Raw genomic sequence first — 21,663 nt, forward strand, 5'->3', positions numbered from 1 at the left:
TGTGGAGCAAGGTAGCCAAGCGCAGCAATTGATCCGTGGCATCGAAACATCGGTTGAGAACATTGCCGATATGGGCATGCAGATTGCGAGTGCTTGTGGTGAGCAAGACTCGGTTGCCGATGAGCTAAGCCGCAACATTGAGCGCATCAACGATTCGTCACAAGAAGTGGCGGGTGGTGCGGATCAAACCGCGCAAGCCTGTAGCGAGCTCAGCCAGTTGGCGCATTCACTGCAAACGACTATGCAGCGCTTCCGTTTGACCAAATAACGCCACGGACGCTTGCAAAGAAACAGATGAACTCAACACGCTTGTTATTTGCCTAGACAAAAAATCCCGCGCACTGTCGCGGGATTTTTTTATGGGGCGCAAAGACGCATATCAATATGTGGGATCCCATCTTCTAGATAGGGCTCGGAAAAGACCACAAAACCGTGCTTTTGGTAAAAGTGTTGTAGGTGAGCTTGAGCGCCTATTTCGATGTCTTGCTCGGGCCATTGCTGTTGGCATATTTGAATGGCTTGGCGGATGAGCTGATGCCCCCATCGCCCGCTGCGATGTGCGGGGGCAATGATCACGCGGCCAATGCTGCTTCCAGCGTAACTCGCGCCCGGTGCGAGAATACGGGCATAAGCGGCTAGCTCACCATTCAGCCAGCCCAGTAAATGCACAGTATCTGGTGCGGTATCATGTGTGTCTAGCTCTGGGTAAGCACACGCCTGCTCGACCACAAACACATCGACACGCAATTTCATCAATGTGAATAAAGTGCGAGTATCCAGTGTGTCAAAGGTTGCCCGTTGCCATTCCATACGACGTCCTCCTGATTAAAGATAAAAAATACCGCAGACAAGCTGCGGTATTCAAAGACTATTTATTGTGCAGGCTATTTATGGGCGAGGTTGGCTTAAATCGACGCGATAGACCGCGAAGCCAACGTCATCTTTACCGGCTTTCGTCATCGCCCAGCGGCCTTTTTGCTCAATAAATTGCGCGGCTTTCTCGCTGGGTGAGGTTTCAAAGTGCACGATGGCATCGCCTTTTATTGGGGCGATGGACCAGTTGTTGTCAGCACTCACCGTGACTTGGCCTTTTTCATCACTTACGCGGCTGATGTAGTTGGCGACCACGGTGCGGTTTTCATCCGGCGCGGCAAAGGCAATATGATCGCTGCCGGTGCCCGGGAACTTCGCCCCATAAGCGCGATAGTTGTTGGTAGCGACCAAGAAGGTTTGCTCGGGGTCAACCGGTTTGCCTTGATAGGTGAGATTGACGATGCGTGATGCGTCTGGATTCACTTCATTACAATCGCCGTCGTAACGAGCAGGTTGAGTAATATCAATTTGGTACTCTACCCCGTCAATCACATCAAAGTTGTAAGTACGGAATCCGTCCCAGTTCACAAGCGTCTGAGGTTGCTTCGCATTGGGGTCGATTTGGTTAAATTGGCCAGCGCTGCACTCCAGCCATTGGGTGAGTTCGGCGCCAGATACTTTCAGTGCGACCAAGGTATTTGGATACAGGTAAAGATCGGCGGCGTTACGGAAGGTCAGTTGGCCGGCTTCCACTTCGGTAAAGTTGCTCGGATCGTTTTTGCGACCACCGGCCTTAAAAGGCGCAGCAGCAGACAGTACCGGCAGCTCTGCTAAGTCGGGATCGCCTTGGATCATACGCTCGACATAGTCTTGCTGTGCCAAGTTAACAATCTGTACGGTGGGGTCGTCTTGGAGCAAAGCCAAATAGGAGTACATCACATCATTGGCTTGGCCAATTGGCTGATTAACGAACTCACGAGTGGCATTGTGGTCTTTTTCAACGGCGTTGAGCAGGGTTTTGTCGGCATCGACCAACGCTTTTCCGCTGGTCCGATCAAAGATCGGGCGAGCATGCGCTTCACTATCCACCACTTGCCACTGACCATCGACTTGCTCGAGCTTCAAATCTATCACGCCGACATGGCTACCCCAGCGACCGGCCATCACACTGGCCACGCCATTGATGGTGCCCTTTTCAATATCGGCACCGGGAATATTGGCAAAATCATCGCTTGGGAATACCGCGTGTGAGTGACCAAAGGCAATCGCGTCAATGCCATCGACTTCTGAGAGGTAATAGACCGAGTCTTCAGCCATCGCTTTATAGGGTGCTTGAGAGACGCCAGAGTGTGGAATAGCGACCACTACGTCCGCGCCTTTGGCTTTCATCTCTGGAACAAGCTTTTCAGCGGTTTGCTTAATGTCTTTGGCAATCACTTTGCCTTCAAGATTGGCTTTGTCCCACGTCATGATCTGAGGCGGGACAAAGCCAATGTAACCGACTTTTATGGTGTGGCTGTCACCGTCTTCATCTTTGAGTTGGTATTCTTTAATTAAATACGGGTCAAAGTAATGCTCGCCAGTCTCTGCATCAAATACGTTGGCGTTGATATACGGGAAGTTGGCGTCATTAATCGACTCTTTTAAGAACGCTAAGCCGTAGTTGAACTCATGGTTACCGATGTTACCCACTTCATAATCGAGCAAGTTCATCGCTTTATATACAGGGTGCACCTCACCGGGTTTGATACCTTTGCTGGCCATGTAATCGCCCATTGGGCTGCCTTGCAACAGGTCGCCATTATCGACCAAAAGGGCATTTTGTGCCTCATCACGCGCTTGTTTCACCACAGTGGCGGCGCGGACCAAGCCGATTTTTTGCGAGGGCTTGTTTTTGTAGTAGTCGTAGTCCATCACGTTGGTGTGAATGTCGGTGGTTTCAATCACACGTAGGTTAACGGTGTCGGCAAAGGCACTGCCAGAGGCAGCAAGCAGACCGGCAACTACCGCTGAAGCGACCGCAGAAGGCATCAAACGCATAATAAAATCTCCAGTAAAAAAGTGTGCGTCAGGTATCAAGCGGCGCCATTATGCAACTTACATTATGACAAAAGCTGTGGCCTTGATCGGCTTCTGTCATTTTGTCGGAATTGAGTGTTGATGAAAGCGGCATTTTGAGACCGTCATCATTGCGTGGTAGATGGACGTGAGGATTTTCAGCGGATAAATACACGACTTTTAATCACAAAAAAGAATAAAAAATGAATTTATAGAATTTCATGTAATATTTGCTGGGCGATATAGTGGCTGCATTGTCATCAAGGGAATGCGCGATCATGGATTATCTCCCCCTCTTTGCTCAGCTTAAACATCGTCCTTGCCTCGTGGTAGGTGGCGGCGAAGTCGCATGGCGCAAAACGCGCATGTTGCTCAAGGTGGGCGCGGCCGTCACTGTGGTTGCCCCTGACGTCGACCGTGAAATTGCGGAGGCGCAAGCGCAAGGAAAGCTGACGGTATTGCGTGAGGCGTTTCGTCCCGAACATCTGGACGGAAAGATGCTGGCGATTGCGGCGACTGACAATACCCTCGTCAATGAGCTGGTCTCCACCGCCGCTGATAGCCGCAATATCTTGGTCAATGTCGTTGATGACACCCCTAAATGCAGCTTTATTGTTCCTTCCTTGGTTGATCGCTCCCCCATCATTATTGCCATTTCATCGGGCGGTAAAGCGCCAGTATTGGCGCGGATGCTACGTGAAAAAATTGAAACCCTGGTGCCTCAGCATATTGGCAAGATGGCGGCAATGGCGGGTGCATTTCGCGACAAACTGAAAGCGCGCATTCCGACCTTAACGGGGCGGCGCAAATTCTGGGAGGCCGCTTTTAGTGGGCGGTTTGCCGATTTAGTCGCGGCGGGCAAACACCAGCAAGCCGAGCAAGCGCTGGAGCAGCTTAGCGGACAAATCACCACCCAAGGAGAGGTGGCGTTGATTGGCGCCGGGCCAGGGGATCCTGGGTTATTGACCTTGCGTGCGTTGCAATTGATGCAGCAAGCCGATGTGGTGCTTTACGACTACTTGGTGGCTGAACCGATTATGGAACTGTGCCGCCGAGACGCGGAGCTGATTTGTGTGGGCAAACGGGCGAGCTACCACAGTGTTAGCCAAGACGACATTAATCGCCTGTTGGTCGAGCATGCTCAAGCCGGAAAACGGGTGGTGCGCTTAAAAGGGGGCGATCCTTTCATGTTTGGCCGTGGTGGTGAGGAATTACAAACCCTTGCCAACGCTGGTGTCTCGTTTCAAGTGGTACCCGGGATTACTGCGGCGGCAGGGGCGACGGCCTATGCCGGTATTCCGCTCACCCATCGCGATCATGCCCAGACCGCGCTGTTTATTACCGGTCATTTGAAAAAAGAACAAGACACCTTGGAGTGGGCGACGTTAGCCCGCCCGCGTCAGACCTTGGTGATCTATATGGGCTTGATGAAATCGGCCCATATTCAAAACCAACTGATTGCCCATGGTCGATCGCCGGACACCCCCGTGGCGGTGATTGAAAACGGTACGCGTCCGGAGCAGAAAGTCTTTACCGGTCAACTCAACAATTTACCGTCGCTGGCAGAGCAAGCCGCATCACCCGCGCTTATCGTGGTGGGTGAAGTGGCGGCACTCGCCGGTCAGCTGACATGGTTTGGCGAGGGGCGCGCGGTAAGCGATGCCGACCCCACGCAAGCCCCCACCGCTGTGGTTAACTTCGCTTAAAGGATAGTTAGGATGGATGCAAAAACACTCACTCACCTCCAGCAGTTAGAAGCCGAGAGCATTCATATACTGCGGGAAGTCGCGGCGGAGTTTGATAACCCCGTGATGCTGTATTCGATTGGCAAAGACTCGTCAGTGATGCTGCATTTGGCGCGCAAAGCTTTTTACCCTGGAAAGATCCCGTTTCCACTGTTGCATGTCGATACCGACTGGAAGTTTCGCGACATGATTGCCTTTCGCGATCGCACCGCTAAAGAGCTGGGGCTAGATCTGATTGTGCACAAAAACCCAGAAGGGATGGCTCAGGGGATAAACCCTTTTGATCACGGCTCCGACAAGCATACCGATATCATGAAAACCCAAGCGCTGAAGCAGGCGCTGGATCAGCATAAGTTTGATGCGGCATTTGGCGGCGCGCGTCGGGATGAAGAAAAATCCCGCGCCAAAGAGCGTGTCTATTCGTTCCGCGATAAGAACCATCGCTGGGATCCGAAAAACCAACGGCCAGAGCTGTGGCGCAACTATAACGGTCAAGTGAATCCGGGCGAGAGTATTCGCGTGTTTCCGCTCTCCAACTGGACTGAGCTCGATATATGGCAATACATCTATCTGGAAAATATCGATATTGTCCCGCTTTACTTGGCGGCCGAGCGCCCAGTGGTAGAACGCGATGGCACCTTGTACATGGTGGATGATGCGCGGATGCCGATTGGGCCTGAGGAAACCGTGACTCATAAGTCGGTGCGTTTTCGCACCCTAGGCTGTTACCCGCTTACCGGGGCGATTGAATCTACCGCGACCACCTTGCCAGAGATCATCGAAGAGATGTTGGTCGCTACCTCAAGTGAACGCCAAGGACGGGCGATCGACCACGATCAGTCCGGATCCATGGAGCGCAAAAAGCGTCAGGGTTATTTCTAAGGAGCAGTCATGAATCCAGCAATTCAACAACAGGTGGCCGATCTGGGTATTGAGGGTTATCTGCAACAGCATCAACACAAAAGTTTATTGCGCTTTTTGACCTGTGGCTCTGTCGATGATGGTAAGTCGACTTTGATTGGCCGCTTGCTGCATGACTCGCAGCAGATCTATGAAGATCAGCTGGCTGCTGTTCATGCCGATAGCCAGCGTGTTGGCACCACGGGCGAGAAACCGGATCTGGCGCTATTGGTAGACGGCCTACAAGCCGAGCGCGAGCAGGGGATCACCATTGATGTGGCGTATCGCTATTTCTCCACCTCCAAGCGCAAGTTTATCATCGCCGATACCCCCGGCCATGAGCAGTACACCCGTAATATGGCCACCGGTGCGTCGACCTGTGATGTGGCGGTGATCTTAATCGACGCGCGCCACGGCATCTTGGATCAGACTCGTCGCCACTCGTATATCGCTAACTTGCTGGGTATTCAGCATTTTGTGGTAGCGGTGAACAAGATGGACTTGGTGGCATATAGCCAAGCTCGGTTTGATGAAATTCAAGAGCAGTATCTGGCGTTTGCCGATCAGCTCAACCCCGGCTTGTCGGTGTCTATGGTGCCCTTGTCGGCACTGGAAGGCGACAATGTGGTCAATGTCAGTGACGCGATGGCGTGGTATCAAGGCGAGCCGCTGCTCAGCCAGCTAGAAGCCATCGACATTGAAAAATCGCGCGGGACGGGCGCGTTCCGTTTTCCGGTGCAGTATGTCAATCGACCAGATCTGAACTTTCGCGGTTACGCGGGCACCCTTGCCAGTGGCGAGTTGCATGTGGGTGATGAGGTTAAGGTACTCCCCTCTGGGCTTACCGCGAAGGTCGCGCGCATCGTCACCTTTGACGGTGATCGTGAATTTGCCTTTAGCGGTCAAGCGGTCACCCTCACTTTAGATAGAGAAATTGATATCTCGCGTGGCGATCTCTTGGTGCGAGCGGATGATGACGTGGCGGTGGGTCAACGGTTTGACGCCGACGTGGTGTGGATGACGCAAACTCCACTGGCACCGGGGCGCGAATACGACATTAAGTTGGCCAGCAAGAAAACCTCGGCGCAGGTTGAGGCACTGTCCTATGGGGTCGATGTTAATACGCTTAATACTCATGACGCAGACACCTTGCCGCTCAATGGCATAGGTCGTTGCACCTTGACCCTGAGCGAAGCGGTGCCGCTGGATACCTATCACGATAGCCCGAATACCGGTGGCTTTATCCTGATTGATCGTCTCACCAATGTGACGGTCGGCGCGGGCATGATCCGTCATGTGGCCGAGGCGCAGCCGCAAACCACCTCGTCGTTCTCAGCGTTTGAGCTTGAGTTAAACCAGCTGATCCGCAAGCACTTTCCGCATTGGCAAGCGCGGGATCTGCGTCAACTGGGATAAACGATGAGTTGGCAGGAAACCACGGTACTCACCTTGCTGGTGGCGATTGTCGCCGGCTTGGTGCTCACTCGAATAAAGCCTGTTCTCTTGTTTGCGGGGGCTGCGTTTGTGGCGTTCCAAACCGGGCTCACCTCGGTTGAAGCACTGACGGCTAATTTTACCGCGCCATCACTGCTGACCTTAGTATTGCTGATTTTGGTTTCTTGTGCGCTAGAGAAAACCCATTTGACCAGCTGGGTTGCGCAGCAGGCGTCTCACGGCGCGCTACCCACCGTGATTGCGAAATTAGGTATCTCAAGTGCGCTGCTATCGGCGCTGGTCAATAACACAGCGGTAGTGGTGTCCATGATTGGCGCGATCAAGCGCAACCGACGTCACTCACCCTCACAGCTATTGATCCCATTGTCATACAGCGCCATTCTCGGCGGCACCCTAACGCTGATTGGCACGTCCACCAATCTCATTGTGAACAGCTTTGTTGAGCGGGCGGGGTTACCCAGTTTGGGCTTTTTTACCCCAACGATCATTGGTGCTGCTGCATTGGTGGCAGGGCTATTGGTATTAATCCCGTTTAGCTATCGGTTGCCACGCCATGATGGTGAACAAGAAGAGAGCTTGCCCTATGTGCTCGAAGCACGGTTGGCCGCCGACTCCCCCTTATGCGGTCGCAGTGTCGCAGACAATGGCTTGCGGGCACTACGCCGCTTGTACTTGGCCGAAATTCATCGTCAAGACGGCGTTATTGCGCCTGTGTGTCCGGATACGCCGTTATTGGCCGGTGACAAGTTGCAGTTTGCCGGCGATGTGGAAAGTGTCGCAACCTTGCAAGAGATCCCAGGCTTGACCTTGTTCGGCCAGCATCACATTGATGGACAAAACTTGATTGAGGTGGTGGTGAGCCACAGCGCCAGTATTTGTGGCAAAACCCTCAAAGCCGCCCGATTTCGAGAGACCTTTGATGCCGTGGTGGTCGCCATTCGCCGCGGCCATGAAAAACTCGACGGTGGGTTGGGCAATATTCCTTTGCATGCCGGCGATACGCTGGTGTTGGTGCCGGGCAAAACCTTTCGCCAAGACAGCCAAGCGTTACGGCGTGAATTCGTGCTCTTTAATGGTTTGGAAGCCAGTACCCGTCTTTCCGAGCGTAAAAGCGTTGCGGTACTGGCGGGATTTGTCGCGGTGATTGGCGCCGCCTTGCTCACCCCGATGCCACTGCTGAATGGTTTAGCGGCGTACTTGGTGGTGTTGCTGGTCACCGGCATTATCTCTTTGCACGATTTACAACGCCGCTTTCCGGTTGAAGTGGTGGTGATTGTCGGCGCGGCGCTGACATTGGCACAACTGATGTTGGCGTCAGGGCTGTCGGCACGCTTTAGTGATTGGTTTATGGCGACCTTTAGCGCAGGAGGCGCGATAGGGGCGCTGGTGGCTGTGTACTTGCTGACCTTGTTACTGACCGAGCTTATCACCAACAATGCCGCGGCGGCGCTGGCTTTCCCGCTGGGCTATAGCTTGGCGCTAGGGTATGGGGTTGACCCTATGCCCTTTGTGATGGCAGTGCTGTTTGGCGCCAGTGCCAGTTTTATTTCCCCTTATGGGTATCAAACCAATTTATTGGTATACAGCGTGGGCAATTACCAGCTACGTGATTATTTGCGTCTGGGGCTGCCATTATCTGTGGTGTATTCCGCAGTGGTGCTCACCCTGTTACCGATTGTTTTTCCTTTAACGTCGGTGGCCCCTTAATCATGGCGTGGCCAACGAAATAGCGGAGACTTTCATGACTGACACTGTATCTGAGCCAACCGATCCCAATGTGATCTGGCATCAACATCATGTTGACCAAGCTCAGCGCAGCGAACAAAAACAGCAGCAACCTGTCGTGCTTTGGTTTACTGGCTTGTCTGGCTCGGGCAAATCGACCATCGCTGGTGCGTTGGAGGCCGCCTTGGTAGCCGAAGGGCACCATACCTATTTGCTGGATGGCGATAATATTCGCCATGGATTGTGTCGCGATCTGGGTTTTTCCGATCAGGACAGAGCCGAGAATATTCGCCGGATTGGTGAAGTGGCCAAGTTGATGACCGATGCGGGCCTGATTGTCCTCAGTGCTTTTATCTCACCATTCCGCGCGGAGCGAGAGATGGTGCGCGAGCGTTTGCCAAAGGGGCAGTTTATCGAAGTCTTTGTCGATACGCCGCTGGCGGTGTGCGAGCAGCGCGATCCAAAAGGGCTGTACAAAAAAGCGCGCGCTGGCGAGATCCCTGCGTTTACCGGCATATCGTCAGATTATGAACCACCGCAAACACCGGCTATCCATTTAAGCGGTGATCACAGCGTCGCCGAGCATGTGGCGACCTGTTTTCACGTACTGCGTGAGCGCGGGGTGTTGCGCCCGTCAGATTAAGCGTGAGTGTTGACCGTATCACCCACATCGCTGTGCATCTCAAAGCCTTCGGCGAGCAACTCACAAATGGCGTGGTGGTAATCGGGATGCACGCGTTTACCGACCAGTTTTGCCAGCTCATGGCCGGTGGGACTAAAGCGGTAGTAATAAAGACGCATCCCTTTGTGGAGTGGGGTGAGCATGTATTGGGTGTCTTGCAATTTAAACGGCATCGCTGGTTGCATTTCAATCACACCGGATTCGAGCTCAGTGCGCAGGATCAGCCCCAAGTCCATCAATAGCATTAAGTCGGTATAAGACAGTTGATAGTGACCCAGCGAAAGCTTATGGGGCGGCTCTGGGCGTAGCAGTTGTACCAAACCTTGGCGACGGCGAAAACCGGTGACTAGCTTTTTAGTGCTGTCTTGCCCAAACGTGCTGGATAAAGCACAAGCGCGTTGCAGTGCTTGYGCTTCACGTTGCGTCATGGTTTCGAGAATGGTCAGGGCTTTAATCGAGGTGCTGCCGGGGCGGAGCATTTCTTGTTTGAGGATTTTCGCCCACAATTGCTGCATCGCGTGGCCGTGAATATTACGGGCTAAATCGAAAAAGCGAACCAGCCAATCAGGGTCGGGAGTGTGGGCGGTTTCGCTGTGACATTGATCGTAGGTGAGCGCGATGATGGCTTCGAGATTCGCTTGCTGCTTTTGCATCACATGGCGTTGTCGGTTGGCACTGCGATGAGCGAGATCTTCTTGTTCGACCTCTTGCAGGCGCGCATCGACGTGATACTCACTGGCAATCGCTTTTAGCCGCCCTTTACTGCCACGTAGGTCAGCGTCTTCTTTACAATTATGTTCCTGATGTTGCCGTTTATCGGGATGGGCATCGATGACTACGGGTTTGTCTTGCTCTGCCATGCGCGTCTCACACTGATTGTCAGCAAAATTTAATGCTGGCAAATATGTTAATTAAAGATTAAATTTGTTAACATTATGAGCGTTAACAATCAAGTGTAGGGATGCGTGTGCGTAAGCAAAAACTCAACCCCATCAATCTGCTGTTGATTGCCGTGTACATTGGCGCACTGGCGAYCTTGTCTCATTATATTGTCTGACAACATCGTGTGCGCCGATCGGGCTCACTGATTGATAGGGATTTATTCGTCGTCGTAGTCAGTTAATTGTGTGCCTTGTAGCACATAACCCACTTCTGCCAAGTCATGGCTGACATGTTCGGTTTTCAGCGTGCCTTCGACATAAACCACATCCCATAACTGTTGAATCGGCGCACCGCCAGCAAACTTTACATAAATTATCTGATTCGGGGGTGGGGGTGGAACATGAATACAGGCGCCAAGAAAGGGCACCATTAGGAATTCCGTGACTACTTTATCGTCGCCTTCCAGTGGGATCACAAAGCCGGGAATTTTGACTTGGCTGTTATTGAGCTCTGGGCGAACCGAGCCAACCAAGCTTTGCGGGTTTTCACCGTCGTGATTGATTTCTGGCATACCCCGACTATCGAATTGAGCACGTTCGTGCTCAGGAACCAAATCAATCCAATCCAGTTTGAGTGGTTCATTGCTCGCCCACGAAGGCGAGCTCAACACACCGCTCAGTAAGGCAATAAGCCCGAGCATTATTCGTTTTTTCATCTGTTATACCTTAATTGTCATGCCATCGGCGAGCGCCTGTCGGTAGGCGCGCCAAGCCGGAATTAATCCCACGATAAAGCCAGCGACCAATACACCGGCCATCAGTGATAGCTCGTAAGAAGACGGCCAGTCGAGTGGCAAGAACAAGCCAAATTCACTGAGAATATAGGGTTGTGTCAACGCGAGTCCACCATAAAGTAGGAGCACGCCAACGACGATACCCGCAAGGGTGATCGCAACCGCCTCACTGACCAAAAGCAAAATAATATGCAAAGGGCGCGCGCCCATCGCACGTAAGATTGCCATTTCTCGTCGACGTTCGTTCAAGCTAGTGAGCAGGCTTGAGAGCATACCCAACAGCCCCGCGACGGCCACAAAGCCAGAGATCACCAGCAGGGCTTGTTCGCCAACTCGCATCATGCTCCATAGCTCGTGCAAGGCAATGCCAGGCATGATGGCGGTTAACGGTTCGCGTGGATAGGTGTTGACCCAACGTTGGACAGCGAAGGTTTTGATTTTGCTTTTCAAGCCCACCATCACCGCGGTGAGTTGCTCCGGTTGCAGCTCGCGTTGTTGCGCTTGCGCTTGGGTCAGGCCTTGGCCGAGTCGTGCGCCACTTTCCCAGCCGACATGAATCGCTTCGATGGCTTCAAGCGACACATGCACGCTACGGTCGACGGGAGTGCCTGTGGGGGCCAAGATCCCAGTGACCGTAAAGGGCAGGTTGTCATGCTGATTAAAGCCTTTGTCGGCTAGTCCATGGGCAATGACCAGACTATCGCCCATCTTGTATCCCAGCTCTTTCGCCACTTGGGCGCCAATCACGGTATCAAATAAGCCGGAAAATGGGCCACCCTGGCGAAAGGCCAGTGGCTGCTTTTGACCATACTGGTAATGGTCAAAGTAATCATTGGTGGTACCAACCACGCGAAAACCTCGATGAGAGTCCCCCAGTGAAATAGGGATGGTCCAACTCACATCCGGATGCTCACCAAGGCGCTGGTAACTGTCCCAACCGATATTGTTGGTGGCGTTACCGATTCGAAACACGGAATAGAGCAGTAAATTGATGGGGCCGGAGCGGGCGCCGACAATTAAATCGGTGTTGGAGATGGTATTGGCAAAGCTGGCTTTGGCTTGGGTGCGCACCTTTTCCACCCCGAGCAAGAGCACCACGGCAATGGTGACGGTCAGCAAAGAAAGCAGTGCGGTGGCGCGGCGATTCTTGAGGCTTTGCCCTGCCAATCCTAACAGTGAAATCATTGGTTAGCCTCCTCGCGATGTATGGCACGATTAAGCGCAGGAAGCGAGACATCGCGGTCAAATAAGGGCGCCAATTGGCTGTCATGGCTGACAAACAATAAGCTGCTGTTGGCTTCCCGGCAGCGGTCTTGAAGCAACTGAATAAAGGTATTGCGGGTGTCCGCATCGAGCGCAGAGGTCGGCTCGTCAGCGATAATTAACGCCGGTGCCCCAATTAATGCCCGTGCCGCGGCGACCCGCTGTTGCTGGCCGATACTCAGCGCAGTCACCGGCTGATGGTAACAGTGTGCGGGAAGACCAAGCTTATCGAGTAAATAGGCGGCCTCTTGGTGTGCCGGTTGGCTAAGTGCCTGACGCCGCGTGTGAGAAAAGCGCAGCGGGACGGTGACATTATCAATCACCGATAAATAGGGCAGCAGATTAAATTGCTGAAAAATATAACCAATATGATTAGCACGGAATTGATCCCGTTGGCGATCATTCAGTGCGGTTAGCGCTTGATGATTGACCGTCAGTGTTCCCGATTGCGGGGTATGAATACCTGCAATCAGGCTCAGTAGCGTGGATTTCCCGCTGCCACTAGGGCCTTTTAAAAATACATGCTCGCCCTCACCGACCGCAAAGCTATCGATATCTAAGATCGGTTGCGGCTGAGCTGGCCACGTAAAACGTAGTTGTTCGATGGTTATCATGCCTGACAGGGGCGCTGGATGCGCCCCGCCTCCTTGTTCACTACCACTGGATGTGCGACTTGGCACGATTCAAGGTTTCGACCCAGACCTTGTCATCAGTAAAGGCCTGAATTTTGATGGTTTCTGTGTTGGGGAATAGGCTAAACCAATCAGTTTGCAATTCGGTGAAAGCTTGCGGGTTTTGGCAAACGAATTGGTAGTTTGCCGATAAGGTGTTGTGGTTACCGTGATCATGCCCATGATGATCGTCATGGTGATCACCATGCTTGTCGTGATCATGATGGCCCTCATGCGCATGGTGGCTGTGATCATTGTGGTCACCATGATCCTCATGATGAGCATCTTTGCCGTCTCGGCCATCGCGACCGTCCCGATGGGCGTGGCCATCTTCGCCATCTTCACCGTGAATGCTATTGTGCTCATGCTCATGCTCATGCTCATGCTCATGCTTGTGGTCATGGTCTTCAAAGCTGCTCGTTACCTTGACGTCGACCAGCTGGCAATTCGCCGCTTCAGCAAGCTGGAAGCGTTTCCCGCCATCACGCAGTAGTGCATAAGCATCTTCGAGCGTTTGCTGATCCTTGGCGTTTTTAGGGTGGTGCTCAAACCCAACCACATCATGGCCGGGCGCGGTCAATTCAATCAGCACGCGCTCACCGTCTTGGGCAAGACTTGCGGTGACTTCACCGTGCACATGGGCATCGAACGACTGATAGTTGGCTTCGTCAGCAAATGTGGCTGTGGACGCGGTTGCGATAGCCATGGCGATAACATTGGGTAAAAAACGCGTTTTCATTGGGTTCTCCTAGTGAATAAATGGGTTAAATCATTACGGTATTTATTCGACGAGGAGGGTCGCGTGCCGAAAAGGCAATGGCGATGTGGTAAGCCTGAGCTGGCTTTGAGAGTGCAATAATCTCGTTGACGACATAAGTGGGGGCAGGCGCTGAGGTCGCATACGCGATCAGTGCGGGAGGCGCCAAATGACAGAGGCTGCAATGTTCGCTGTGATGTGTGGGCGTGAAGGTATCGAGGTGATGACACGCCCACAGCCCAGATTGGCTGAGTATGACAATCAACAGCAAATGGACGATCAATGGCCGAGTCATGCAGGCATCCACACCTTCAAAAGTAATGTAATAACATAACAATTATAACCATCGACGCCAAGTGTTGAAAAACGCGGGCTTTGCCCGCGCATGGCACTATTGATTGACCAGTTGAGTCACTAAGCTAATCACTTGGTTCACTTCGTCGGGACTTAATTTGCCTTCTTTGACAAAACGCACCGTGCCTTGGTCGTCGAGTACCGCGATCAGCGAGCTTTCTTCTTTTAAGCGCCACGCCTTTGCGACACTGCCGTTTTCGTCGAGCACAATTGAGGACCAACTAAAATCTCGCTTACTGTCTTCTGCTGAAGATTTGACAAAACCGCCTGTGCCCCAAATCGCATCATCTTGATTAATGATGGTGGTGGTTTGGTAGCGAGCATCGTCAAAGTCTGCGGCGGTGATGGCTTCCATCAAGGGGGCATTCATTTCTTTGGCGCTGCTGCGTCCGGCGATGGCTTGGATCACGCGTACTTTGCCCGGCAGTTGTTCGGTTTGCCAAGCTTGATAAACAATATCGTCGCCATTCAAGGTCAGCTCGCCGTGCTCGGCGACTTTGGCTGAAGGTAAAGGTGCACCATTTTGGATCGTATGCGCCCAACTGGTGCCTGTGAATAGCGCAAAGGTGAGAGCAAGTAGGGTGGTCTTTTTCATTCTTTATCATCCATGTCTGTGGTCATTATTTGGCATCAGGTGCCAAGTTATCTATGGTTACGCCAGACGGTGAGTTGTGCCAAGTGGCAAAGGTTAATCCGTGCGCAAGATCGGACTTTTCTGCGTCGATCGAACTTACGCTGCAAAACGTATTTATCTAAATCGGGAACTTCTGTTCGCTAGCAGGCTCTAATGCTGTGATTGCCATCTTATTGAGGTGGCACTTTGCTTGCTTAGCTTTATACGCGGAGATTGCCAGATAATATGCGGCGCTCCAAGGTGGCAATATCATACGGTCATCGTGGCTGTGAAAGAAATGAATTGCCGTTTCGGTCTGCTTAGACAGACTTTGAGAACAAGAAAGGGATCCTTATGCTTAGAATCTTTCGTCAATATCGGCCAACCCAGATTGCGCGGTATGTGAAACGATTTTTTAAGGGCCGACTCTATATTGAAGGTGTAGGCGCGTTTGAATTTGATGGTGGACGTTTACTGCCGCCCGGGCATAGTGATAGACGTGCACTGTCGGTGATGACTGAGGTGAATAAAGAAATTAAAGCCATGGCCATTACCGCATAAACATCGCCACACTGAAAAACACGTCCAAACGGACGTGTTTTTTTATGCCTAGCCATTTAGCAGTGGTTAATTGCCAAAGGCTTATTGTGGTGGGAAACACACACCTGTGCCACCCAAGCCGCAGTAGCCTTGTGGATTTTTGTGCAGGTACTGCTGGTGGTCAGTTTCTGCGAAGTAGTAAGCGCCAGCCGTTGCGATCTCAGTGGTGACTGCATCGGGCTTGCCGGCCTCTCTCAATGCCGCTTGATAGGTTGCCAGACTTGCCTCGACGCTGGCTTGGTCCGCCGGATCACAATAGTAAATCGCCGAACGATATTGCGGGCCAATGTCATTGCCTTGACGCATGCCTTGGGTCGGATCGTGGTTTTCCCAGAACACCGCCAGTAGGGTGTCTAAACTCACCACGGACGGGTCGAAAATCACATTGACCACTTCGGCATGGCCGGTTTGTCCCGTGCATACGTCTTGATAACGCGGATGTTGGGTGACGCCGCCACTGTATCCGACCGAGGTCATCACGACACCCGGCTGTTGCCACCATTTACGTTCGGCACCCCAAAAACAGCCCATGCCAAAAATAACCTGTTTTTGACCGGCCGCGGGGGTGGCCGTGATAGGCTGATTAAATACCGCGTGCGGTTCGGCTGGAACAATCGGGTCGGTGCGATCGGCTATCGCATTCTCGGGTTGGGTAAAGGAAGATTGCATCGACATAGGCATCCTTTGACTGCTGTGGTGTAAAAGCGCAAAGCGGACTGCTGTGCGCGTCAGTGGGTTGGCGTACAGGCATGGATTCCGCACCTTGTCATCGACATGATGCTGGCATCCTGCCCCGCTCAACACGTAATATGGCAAGATATCATCAATTTAGCCGGGCGACACCCGGGTATTGGATCTCACTGCATGAATATACGGCTATTCCCCCTATTCGCGATCGCTATCAGCGTGATGTCTAGCATCGCCCATGCGGAAGTCGACATTGATATTGAAGGGCTCGATGGTATTGCACAAGACAACGTCGAGACCTATTTAGCCGCGATTGCTCCAGAAGAGCGGGATGGCTCCTACCGGTTTATTGCTCGCGTCGAAAAAGATGTGCGCAAAGCGCTGCAAGCGGTGGGTTTCTATCAACCTAAGATCACTACGCGAATGGACGGAGACGCTACGCTGGAGGTCAAGGTTGATCCGAGCAAACCTGTTCGCTTGGCACAAGTGGATGTGGTGTTTAGCGGTGAGGCGGGCATGGATGACGATTTTCATGCTCTCAAGGCTGACGGGCCGCAGCCGGGCGCGATTCTTAACCACGGAGACTATGAGTCCCTGAAAAGCCAAATCCGAAGCTTGGCGGTGAAAAAGGGATACTTTGACGGTCGTTTTACGCAAACACGTCTCGAAGTCTCTCCCACCCGCCAACAAGCGTTTATTCGTTTGCACTTTGCCAGTGGCAAGCGTTACCACTTTGGCGCGATTCGTTACCAAGGCTCACAAATTCAGTTGCAGCGTCTTGATACCTTACGTGGTTTTTCACCGGGCGATCCGTATCAGGTCTCGGCATTGGGTGAGTTTAACCAAGCCCTCGCGAATACCGGTTGGTTCTCCAGTGCCTTGGTGCAAGCGGACATGGAGCAAGCGGAAGATAATGAAGTCCCCATCAAGGTGACCTTGACCCCGGAAGCGCGCAACAAGTTTGAAACGGGGATTGGGTATTCCACCGACATTGGGCCACGTCTTAAGCTTAATTGGCGTAAGCCTTGGTATAATTCAAGGGGGCATAGCCTGAGCACATCATTGGCGGTTTCTAAGCCAGAGCAAACCCTTACTTCTACCTATAAAGTGCCGCTTGACGATGTTTCACGGGAATATTACCAAGTTCAGCTGGGGTTAAAAAATACAGACCAACGCGATACTACCAGTTTTGAAGCGACGACTTCTGTCTCCCGGCACTGGCTTTATGATACCGGCTGGCAGCGCAGTGTCTCGTTACGCTGGCTGTACGAAAACTATAGCCAAGGGCAAGATGAAGATATCGTCAGCGTGGTGCTGCCGGGCGTCAACGTTACCCGAACGCGTGTGCGTGGTGGTCTGATGCCGCATTGGGGAGACAAGCAATCACTGACGCTGGAGGCTGCCGACCCTGCGTGGCTGTCGGATATTAGCTTGCTGCGACTTCAAGGTCGTAGTGTTTGGATTCGCAGTTTAAATAAGAATCATCGTGGCTTACTCCGCGTTGATGGTGGCGCCCTGATTTCTGAACAGTTTAGTGAAGCGCCGCCATCGTTACGTTTTTTCGCCGGGGGCGATAACAGTATTCGCGGTTATGGCTACGAGACCGTGTCGCCTGTCGATGATAACGGTCAGCTCAGTGGCGCCCGTTACATGTTAACCGGTACGTTGGAATATCAGTATCGTCTGGGAGGCAACTGGTGGTGGGCATTATTTGCTGATGGTGGTGACGCGTGGACCCACAATTTATCGTGGAAGCGTGCGGCTGGTACCGGTATTCGCTGGTCATCGCCGGTCGGCCCGATTCGTCTTGATGTTGCGCGTGGTTTTGATAATGACGATGATGATTTTCGTATACACCTTACGCTAGGGCCTGAGTTATGAGTCGTTGGTTGGTCAGGCTAACGTTTATTGCGTTAATCAGTCTTTTTTCTGTGGTGGGGCTGGTAGCGGCCGCACTTTTTACACCAGTGGGCTTGCAGCTTGGGCTTTGGGGCGCGCAGAAAGCACTACCTGCGTTATCAGTCGATGAGGCCGACGGCAGCCTACTTACCGGCTTTGTGCTGCAAGGGGTGCGCTATGATGATGCCCAGCTGCAACTGAATGCCGAGCAACTAAAGCTTGTTATCCATGGTAAGTGCTTACTGACGCCTGCGCTTTGTATTGATCAATTGGCCGCCAAGGGGGTCACGCTCGATATTGACTTGCCCGCGAGTGAGGAGGATACATCGTCGCAAGACGTATCCACGTCGGCTATCCAAGCGCCGCTGCCTATTCACATCAATGCCTTTGCCTTTAAGGATGTGGCGATTCAGGTTGCCGAGCAGTCGGTGAGTTGGCGCCAATTGCAAGGGGGCGTGCATTTTGTTGGCGATACCTTAACCCTATCGCCGACCGATTGGCAGCAGTTGGTGGTGAGCCTGCCGAGCAACACTGAACCTCAAGAAAACACCGACCAAGCGGTCGGTAAACCGGATAGCGCGGTGGCAAGCCCGCCATGGCATTATCCGGGGCTGGAATTACCCACGGTAGCGTTGCCGCTGGCTATCGAGGTGGAGCAGCTCCATCTGCAAGATGCGCGGATTGACACGGGCACAGTACAAACTCTCTCAGCGTTATCTTTGGCGGGTAGCGTTCGAGGCAGTGCGGTGACTATTGATAATTTCTCGGTGACCGCCCCCCAAGGCACGGCGAGCCTTGCAGGTGATATTACACTTGAAGGTGAGTACCCACTGACCTTGCAAGCGCAGTTGACCAATAACCTTGCTCCCCTTCAAGACCAAGCCCTATCGCTGTCGGCCTCAGGAAGTCTTGCCGCGCTTAAGCTAAACGCGAATGCGCGCGGCCCGGTGACGGCGACGCTTGAGGGAGAAGCAAACGTGCTGGCGCCGAACTTACCTTTTGCGTTGCAATTGGAGAGCGAGGCATTGGCGTGGCCGCTGACGGGGGAAGCGATCGCGGCATTACGCGAGCTACACTTTCACGCCGATGGCGATCTATCTGACTATCAGCTTGGCTTACACACTGAGGTTGATGGCCCTGACGTGCCAACCACCCAGCTAGATCTTGCCGGAAGAGGCAGCCTGACGGCGCTGACTCTCTCGCAGCTTGAAGCTAATACGCTTGGAGGTAAGGTGGCCGGTCGTGCCAGCGTGGATTGGTCCAGCGTACCTTTTTGGCAAGCTGAATTAGGCTTTGCCAACATCCAACCTCAGCAGCAATGGCCGGAGGTCACAGGAGATCTAACCGGCGCAATCAGCCATCGTGGCCGCTTAACGGCCCAAGGCGGGTGGGAGGTATCTGTGCCTACGTTGGTGGTGCATGGGGAGTTGCAAAAACTGCCGCTAGCGGTCGCGGGCGCGCTTAACGCGCATGATCGTGATGGCGATGGTCAACCGAGCGTGTCAACACCGGGATTGACGCTGTCACACGGCCCCAACCAAGTGACGGCGCAAGGACAAGTGCGTGATGAGTGGCAAATGGGACTGTCGGTCGATATTGCCGACTTATCGCAATCCTTGCCGATGTTCACTGGTGTGATCCGCGGCGATGCGAAACTAAGCGGGCCGTTTGCGCAGCCAACCGCAAAGTTGGCGATTCATGCTAAGCAATTGCGTTGGCAAGATGTGCGCATTAATCAGCTAACGGTAGACGGTGATCTGGCCGTAAAAGATCGCTTGGGTGGTGATTTGACGGTGTCGGTATTGGGCGGACGCTATCAAACCGCGCGCTTGGATAACCTCGATTTAACTGTGCGCGGTGATGAAGCGGCCCATCAGCTAGATTTGCGCTGGCAAGGGGCACCGGCGTCTGGCGCGTTACGTATTGAAGGCGCGCTAGCGCGAGAGACAGGCTGGAAAGGGCGATTGCTTAATACATCAGTGAACGTGGAAGATCTTGGCGATATTGTGCAGCAAAGTGCGGCACCCATTGCGTTTAGTTTCGCTGATATGCAAACCGAGGTTGGCGAACATTGTTGGCAGTGGCAATCAACGTCTTTGTGCTTATCGCAACCGGCGACAATCGGCGAGCAAGGTGATGTCGTCGCTAAAATTGAAGGCTTTGAAGCGGCGCAAATCGCTGCCTTCTTACCGCCGGAATGGCAACTTAATACACGTGCCAATGCCGCGGTGCATGCACGCTGGCAGCCTGATGCCTCGCCGGATGTGCAAGCCTCGATTGATATCGCGGATGGCAATCTGCGCCAGCAGGCCGACACACCACTGGTAATTGGCTGGCAGCATGCCAACCTCAATGCGCGTTGGCATCAAGATGCACTGCAAGGTGCGCTGGCACTAACCTTGTCTGAGGGCGGCACACTGGCATCAGCCTTTACCTTGAATGATCTGTTAGCGTCGACACGTACGATTGATGGGAATGTGCACATGAATGCGGTGCAACTTGCCAAACTGGAACCCTTACTCGGCGGCGACAAACAAGCCGATGTTAATGGCGAAGTGAATGCTAACTTACGCGTTAAAGGCCCGATTACACTGCCGCAAGTCTTTGGCGAGCTGGATATCAGCGCATTACGTGTGAAAGGGCTATCATCGCCGGTTGATGTTAATGACGGTCAGGTGACGGTCAACCTGGATGGTCAGCAAGGACAGTTAACCGGCCAGCTGATTACACCCGATGGCACCTTGCGCCTCAAAGGCGAGGGGCGATGGCCGACCGTGAGAGATTGGTTGTTTAATCTGAATGTCGCGGGCGATGCATTGCGGGTGAATGTGCCTCCGATGGTCCGTCTTGATGTCGCGCCTGACTTAACGGTTTCAGCAACCCCGGAACAAGTGGCGATTCGCGGCGATATTGAGGTGCCATGGGGAAGGATTGAAGTGGAACATTTGCCGGAATCAGCCGTTACTGTGTCGGATGATACGGTGATCCTCAATCAAAATTATGAGCCTGAAGACGCGGAACAAAAAGACGCGGTTCCCTTTAATTTGGTCACCGATATGCGCTTAGTGCTTGGCGATGAAGTACGGCTGGCAGCGTTTGGCTTGAAGTCGCGTTTGGCAGGTGAACTCAACATTAAGAACAACCGCAAGGGCGCCTTGATTGTCGGCAACGTGAGCTTGCTGGAAGGGACCTATCGCTCATTTGGACAAGATTTGATTATCCGTAAAGGGGAGATCTTATTTAATGGCCCCGCGGATCAGCCGTATTTGCAAGTCGAAGCGATTCGTAATCCCGAGCGCACTGAGGGCGATGTGGTCGCGGGGATCCGACTCACAGGGCCTGCCGATGAGCCGGTGGCGACTGTATTTATGGATCCGGCCGGTTCACAGGCCAATGCCTTGTCATACTTGTTACGCGGCCGCGCGCTTGATGCTGGCGCCGGTGATGCCAATATGACCTCGATGCTGATTGGCTTGGGCTTGGCGCAAAGTGGCAAACTGGTGGGCGAAATTGGTCAGGCGTTTGGGGTCGAGGATCTCACTCTCGATACCTCTGGCGCCGGCGATGAGCAAAAAGTCGAGGTCTCGGGATATATTCTGCCTGACTTGGAAGTGAAGTATGGGGTGGGGATCTTTGATGCGATAGGGGTGTTCACGGTACGCTATCGATTGATGAAAGATCTATATCTTGAAGCGGTATCCGGTGTCGATCAGGCGGTGGATCTGCTCTATCAGTTTGAGATCAAATAGAAAAAAGCCCGCGTGTT

General features: G+C 53.0%; 18 protein-coding genes and 1 pseudogene. 9 read left to right on the top strand and 10 right to left on the bottom strand.

Going from position 1 to position 21,663, the window contains the following annotated elements; translation table 11 throughout:
• Positions 1 to 268 (top strand): annotated as a pseudogene (locus tag BZJ18_RS06450) (methyl-accepting chemotaxis protein); the annotation flags it as partial.
• An 89-nt stretch (positions 269 to 357) separates the two neighbouring features.
• Here BZJ18_RS06450 and BZJ18_RS17355 read toward each other — a convergent pair.
• Positions 358 to 810 (bottom strand): GNAT family N-acetyltransferase, encoded by a 453-nt coding sequence (locus BZJ18_RS17355; protein WP_077455793.1) that lies wholly within the window; start codon positions 808 to 810, stop codon positions 358 to 360.
• A gap of 78 nt (positions 811 to 888) precedes the next feature.
• Positions 889 to 2,853: a bifunctional 2',3'-cyclic-nucleotide 2'-phosphodiesterase/3'-nucleotidase gene (locus tag BZJ18_RS06460; RefSeq protein WP_077455794.1), complete on the bottom strand. Its 1,965-nt coding sequence runs from the start codon at positions 2,851 to 2,853 to the stop codon at positions 889 to 891.
• A gap of 296 nt (positions 2,854 to 3,149) precedes the next feature.
• On the opposite strand from BZJ18_RS06460, the gene cysG reads away from it, so the two are divergent.
• The 5 genes from cysG to cysC are packed head-to-tail and all read left to right on the top strand — an operon-like array spanning position 3,150 to position 9,339.
• Positions 3,150 to 4,577, top strand: coding sequence for a siroheme synthase CysG (gene cysG / locus BZJ18_RS06465; RefSeq protein ID WP_077455795.1), 1,428 nt, complete (start codon positions 3,150 to 3,152; stop codon positions 4,575 to 4,577).
• A 12-nt stretch (positions 4,578 to 4,589) separates the two neighbouring features.
• On the top strand, positions 4,590 to 5,498 hold the full coding sequence (gene cysD / locus BZJ18_RS06470; protein WP_077455796.1) for a sulfate adenylyltransferase subunit CysD: 909 nt from the start codon (positions 4,590 to 4,592) through the stop codon (positions 5,496 to 5,498).
• A 9-nt stretch (positions 5,499 to 5,507) separates the two neighbouring features.
• On the top strand, positions 5,508 to 6,932 hold the full coding sequence (gene cysN, locus BZJ18_RS06475) for a sulfate adenylyltransferase subunit CysN (RefSeq protein WP_077455797.1): 1,425 nt from the start codon (positions 5,508 to 5,510) through the stop codon (positions 6,930 to 6,932).
• Positions 6,933 to 6,935: 3 nt separating this feature from the next.
• Positions 6,936 to 8,678 carry an SLC13 family permease gene (locus BZJ18_RS06480; protein ID WP_077455798.1) on the top strand — a complete coding sequence of 581 codons (1,743 nt, stop codon included), beginning with the start codon at positions 6,936 to 6,938 and terminating at the stop codon, positions 8,676 to 8,678.
• A 34-nt stretch (positions 8,679 to 8,712) separates the two neighbouring features.
• Entirely contained in the window at positions 8,713 to 9,339 is a 627-nt protein-coding gene (cysC, locus tag BZJ18_RS06485) for an adenylyl-sulfate kinase (RefSeq protein WP_077455799.1), read from the top strand.
• On the opposite strand, the gene BZJ18_RS06490 is transcribed toward cysC, so the two are convergent.
• The 7 genes from BZJ18_RS06490 to BZJ18_RS06515 all read right to left on the bottom strand — a co-directional run bounded on the left by BZJ18_RS06490 (position 9,336) and on the right by BZJ18_RS06515 (position 14,693).
• The gene (locus BZJ18_RS06490; RefSeq protein ID WP_077455800.1) at positions 9,336 to 10,238 is read right to left on the bottom strand and encodes a TIGR03899 family protein; all 903 of its coding nucleotides are present in this window, start codon (positions 10,236 to 10,238) and stop codon (positions 9,336 to 9,338) included. The genes cysC and BZJ18_RS06490 overlap by 4 nt on opposite strands.
• A 239-nt stretch (positions 10,239 to 10,477) precedes the next feature.
• Positions 10,478 to 10,975: a DUF3299 domain-containing protein gene (locus BZJ18_RS06495; protein WP_077455801.1), complete on the bottom strand. Its 498-nt coding sequence runs from the start codon at positions 10,973 to 10,975 to the stop codon at positions 10,478 to 10,480.
• 3 nt (positions 10,976 to 10,978) lie between these two features.
• The gene (locus tag BZJ18_RS06500) at positions 10,979 to 12,238 is read right to left on the bottom strand and encodes an ABC transporter permease (protein WP_077455802.1); all 1,260 of its coding nucleotides are present in this window, start codon (positions 12,236 to 12,238) and stop codon (positions 10,979 to 10,981) included.
• Positions 12,235 to 12,930, bottom strand: coding sequence for an ABC transporter ATP-binding protein (locus BZJ18_RS06505; RefSeq protein WP_077455803.1), 696 nt, complete (start codon positions 12,928 to 12,930; stop codon positions 12,235 to 12,237). The genes BZJ18_RS06500 and BZJ18_RS06505 overlap by 4 nt, the downstream gene beginning before the upstream one ends.
• Before the next feature lie 40 nt (positions 12,931 to 12,970).
• Entirely contained in the window at positions 12,971 to 13,726 is a 756-nt protein-coding gene (locus tag BZJ18_RS06510; RefSeq protein ID WP_077455804.1) for a ZrgA family zinc uptake protein, read from the bottom strand.
• A 25-nt stretch (positions 13,727 to 13,751) separates the two neighbouring features.
• The gene (locus BZJ18_RS17060) at positions 13,752 to 14,039 is read right to left on the bottom strand and encodes a DUF2607 family protein (RefSeq protein ID WP_108743126.1); all 288 of its coding nucleotides are present in this window, start codon (positions 14,037 to 14,039) and stop codon (positions 13,752 to 13,754) included.
• A 96-nt stretch (positions 14,040 to 14,135) separates the two neighbouring features.
• Positions 14,136 to 14,693: a YtfJ family protein gene (locus tag BZJ18_RS06515; RefSeq protein WP_077455805.1), complete on the bottom strand. Its 558-nt coding sequence runs from the start codon at positions 14,691 to 14,693 to the stop codon at positions 14,136 to 14,138.
• A 372-nt stretch (positions 14,694 to 15,065) separates the two neighbouring features.
• On the opposite strand from BZJ18_RS06515, the gene BZJ18_RS06520 reads away from it, so the two are divergent.
• Entirely contained in the window at positions 15,066 to 15,272 is a 207-nt protein-coding gene (locus BZJ18_RS06520) for a DUF1107 domain-containing protein (RefSeq protein WP_069589637.1), read from the top strand.
• 81 nt (positions 15,273 to 15,353) lie between these two features.
• Here BZJ18_RS06520 and msrA read toward each other — a convergent pair whose 3' ends face one another.
• Positions 15,354 to 15,992: a peptide-methionine (S)-S-oxide reductase MsrA gene (msrA, locus tag BZJ18_RS06525; RefSeq protein ID WP_077455806.1), complete on the bottom strand. Its 639-nt coding sequence runs from the start codon at positions 15,990 to 15,992 to the stop codon at positions 15,354 to 15,356.
• A gap of 183 nt (positions 15,993 to 16,175) precedes the next feature.
• Here msrA and tamA point away from each other — a divergent pair, with 183 nt between their 5' ends.
• Positions 16,176 to 17,879: an autotransporter assembly complex protein TamA gene (gene tamA, locus BZJ18_RS06530; protein WP_108743127.1), complete on the top strand. Its 1,704-nt coding sequence runs from the start codon at positions 16,176 to 16,178 to the stop codon at positions 17,877 to 17,879.
• Positions 17,876 to 21,646 carry an autotransporter assembly complex protein TamB gene (tamB, locus tag BZJ18_RS06535; RefSeq protein WP_077455807.1) on the top strand — a complete coding sequence of 1,257 codons (3,771 nt, stop codon included), beginning with the start codon at positions 17,876 to 17,878 and terminating at the stop codon, positions 21,644 to 21,646. Before tamA ends, tamB begins: the two co-directional genes overlap by 4 nt.
• The last annotated feature ends 17 nt before the right edge of the window (positions 21,647 to 21,663 follow it).

Source organism: Salinivibrio sp. IB872, from assembly GCF_001995345.1.
Lineage (GTDB): Bacteria > Pseudomonadota > Gammaproteobacteria > Enterobacterales > Vibrionaceae > Salinivibrio > Salinivibrio proteolyticus.

What these genes read in the sequence shown, in the direction of transcription:
- BZJ18_RS17355 (WP_077455793.1), bottom strand. Translation starts at nt 810, where the DNA reads ATGGAATGGCAACGGGCAACCTTTGACACACTGGATACTCGCACTTTA.
- BZJ18_RS06460 (WP_077455794.1), bottom strand. Translation starts at nt 2,853, where the DNA reads ATGCGTTTGATGCCTTCTGCGGTCGCTTCAGCGGTAGTTGCCGGTCTG.
- cysG (WP_077455795.1), top strand. Translation starts at nt 3,150, where the DNA reads ATGGATTATCTCCCCCTCTTTGCTCAGCTTAAACATCGTCCTTGCCTC.
- cysD (WP_077455796.1), top strand. Translation starts at nt 4,590, where the DNA reads ATGGATGCAAAAACACTCACTCACCTCCAGCAGTTAGAAGCCGAGAGC.
- cysN (WP_077455797.1), top strand. Translation starts at nt 5,508, where the DNA reads ATGAATCCAGCAATTCAACAACAGGTGGCCGATCTGGGTATTGAGGGT.
- BZJ18_RS06480 (WP_077455798.1), top strand. Translation starts at nt 6,936, where the DNA reads ATGAGTTGGCAGGAAACCACGGTACTCACCTTGCTGGTGGCGATTGTC.
- cysC (WP_077455799.1), top strand. Translation starts at nt 8,713, where the DNA reads ATGACTGACACTGTATCTGAGCCAACCGATCCCAATGTGATCTGGCAT.
- BZJ18_RS06495 (WP_077455801.1), bottom strand. Translation starts at nt 10,975, where the DNA reads ATGAAAAAACGAATAATGCTCGGGCTTATTGCCTTACTGAGCGGTGTG.
- BZJ18_RS06500 (WP_077455802.1), bottom strand. Translation starts at nt 12,238, where the DNA reads ATGATTTCACTGTTAGGATTGGCAGGGCAAAGCCTCAAGAATCGCCGC.
- BZJ18_RS06505 (WP_077455803.1), bottom strand. Translation starts at nt 12,930, where the DNA reads ATGATAACCATCGAACAACTACGTTTTACGTGGCCAGCTCAGCCGCAA.
- BZJ18_RS06510 (WP_077455804.1), bottom strand. Translation starts at nt 13,726, where the DNA reads ATGAAAACGCGTTTTTTACCCAATGTTATCGCCATGGCTATCGCAACC.
- BZJ18_RS17060 (WP_108743126.1), bottom strand. Translation starts at nt 14,039, where the DNA reads ATGACTCGGCCATTGATCGTCCATTTGCTGTTGATTGTCATACTCAGC.
- BZJ18_RS06515 (WP_077455805.1), bottom strand. Translation starts at nt 14,693, where the DNA reads ATGAAAAAGACCACCCTACTTGCTCTCACCTTTGCGCTATTCACAGGC.
- BZJ18_RS06520 (WP_069589637.1), top strand. Translation starts at nt 15,066, where the DNA reads ATGCTTAGAATCTTTCGTCAATATCGGCCAACCCAGATTGCGCGGTAT.
- msrA (WP_077455806.1), bottom strand. Translation starts at nt 15,992, where the DNA reads ATGCCTATGTCGATGCAATCTTCCTTTACCCAACCCGAGAATGCGATA.
- tamA (WP_108743127.1), top strand. Translation starts at nt 16,176, where the DNA reads ATGAATATACGGCTATTCCCCCTATTCGCGATCGCTATCAGCGTGATG.
- tamB (WP_077455807.1), top strand. Translation starts at nt 17,876, where the DNA reads ATGAGTCGTTGGTTGGTCAGGCTAACGTTTATTGCGTTAATCAGTCTT.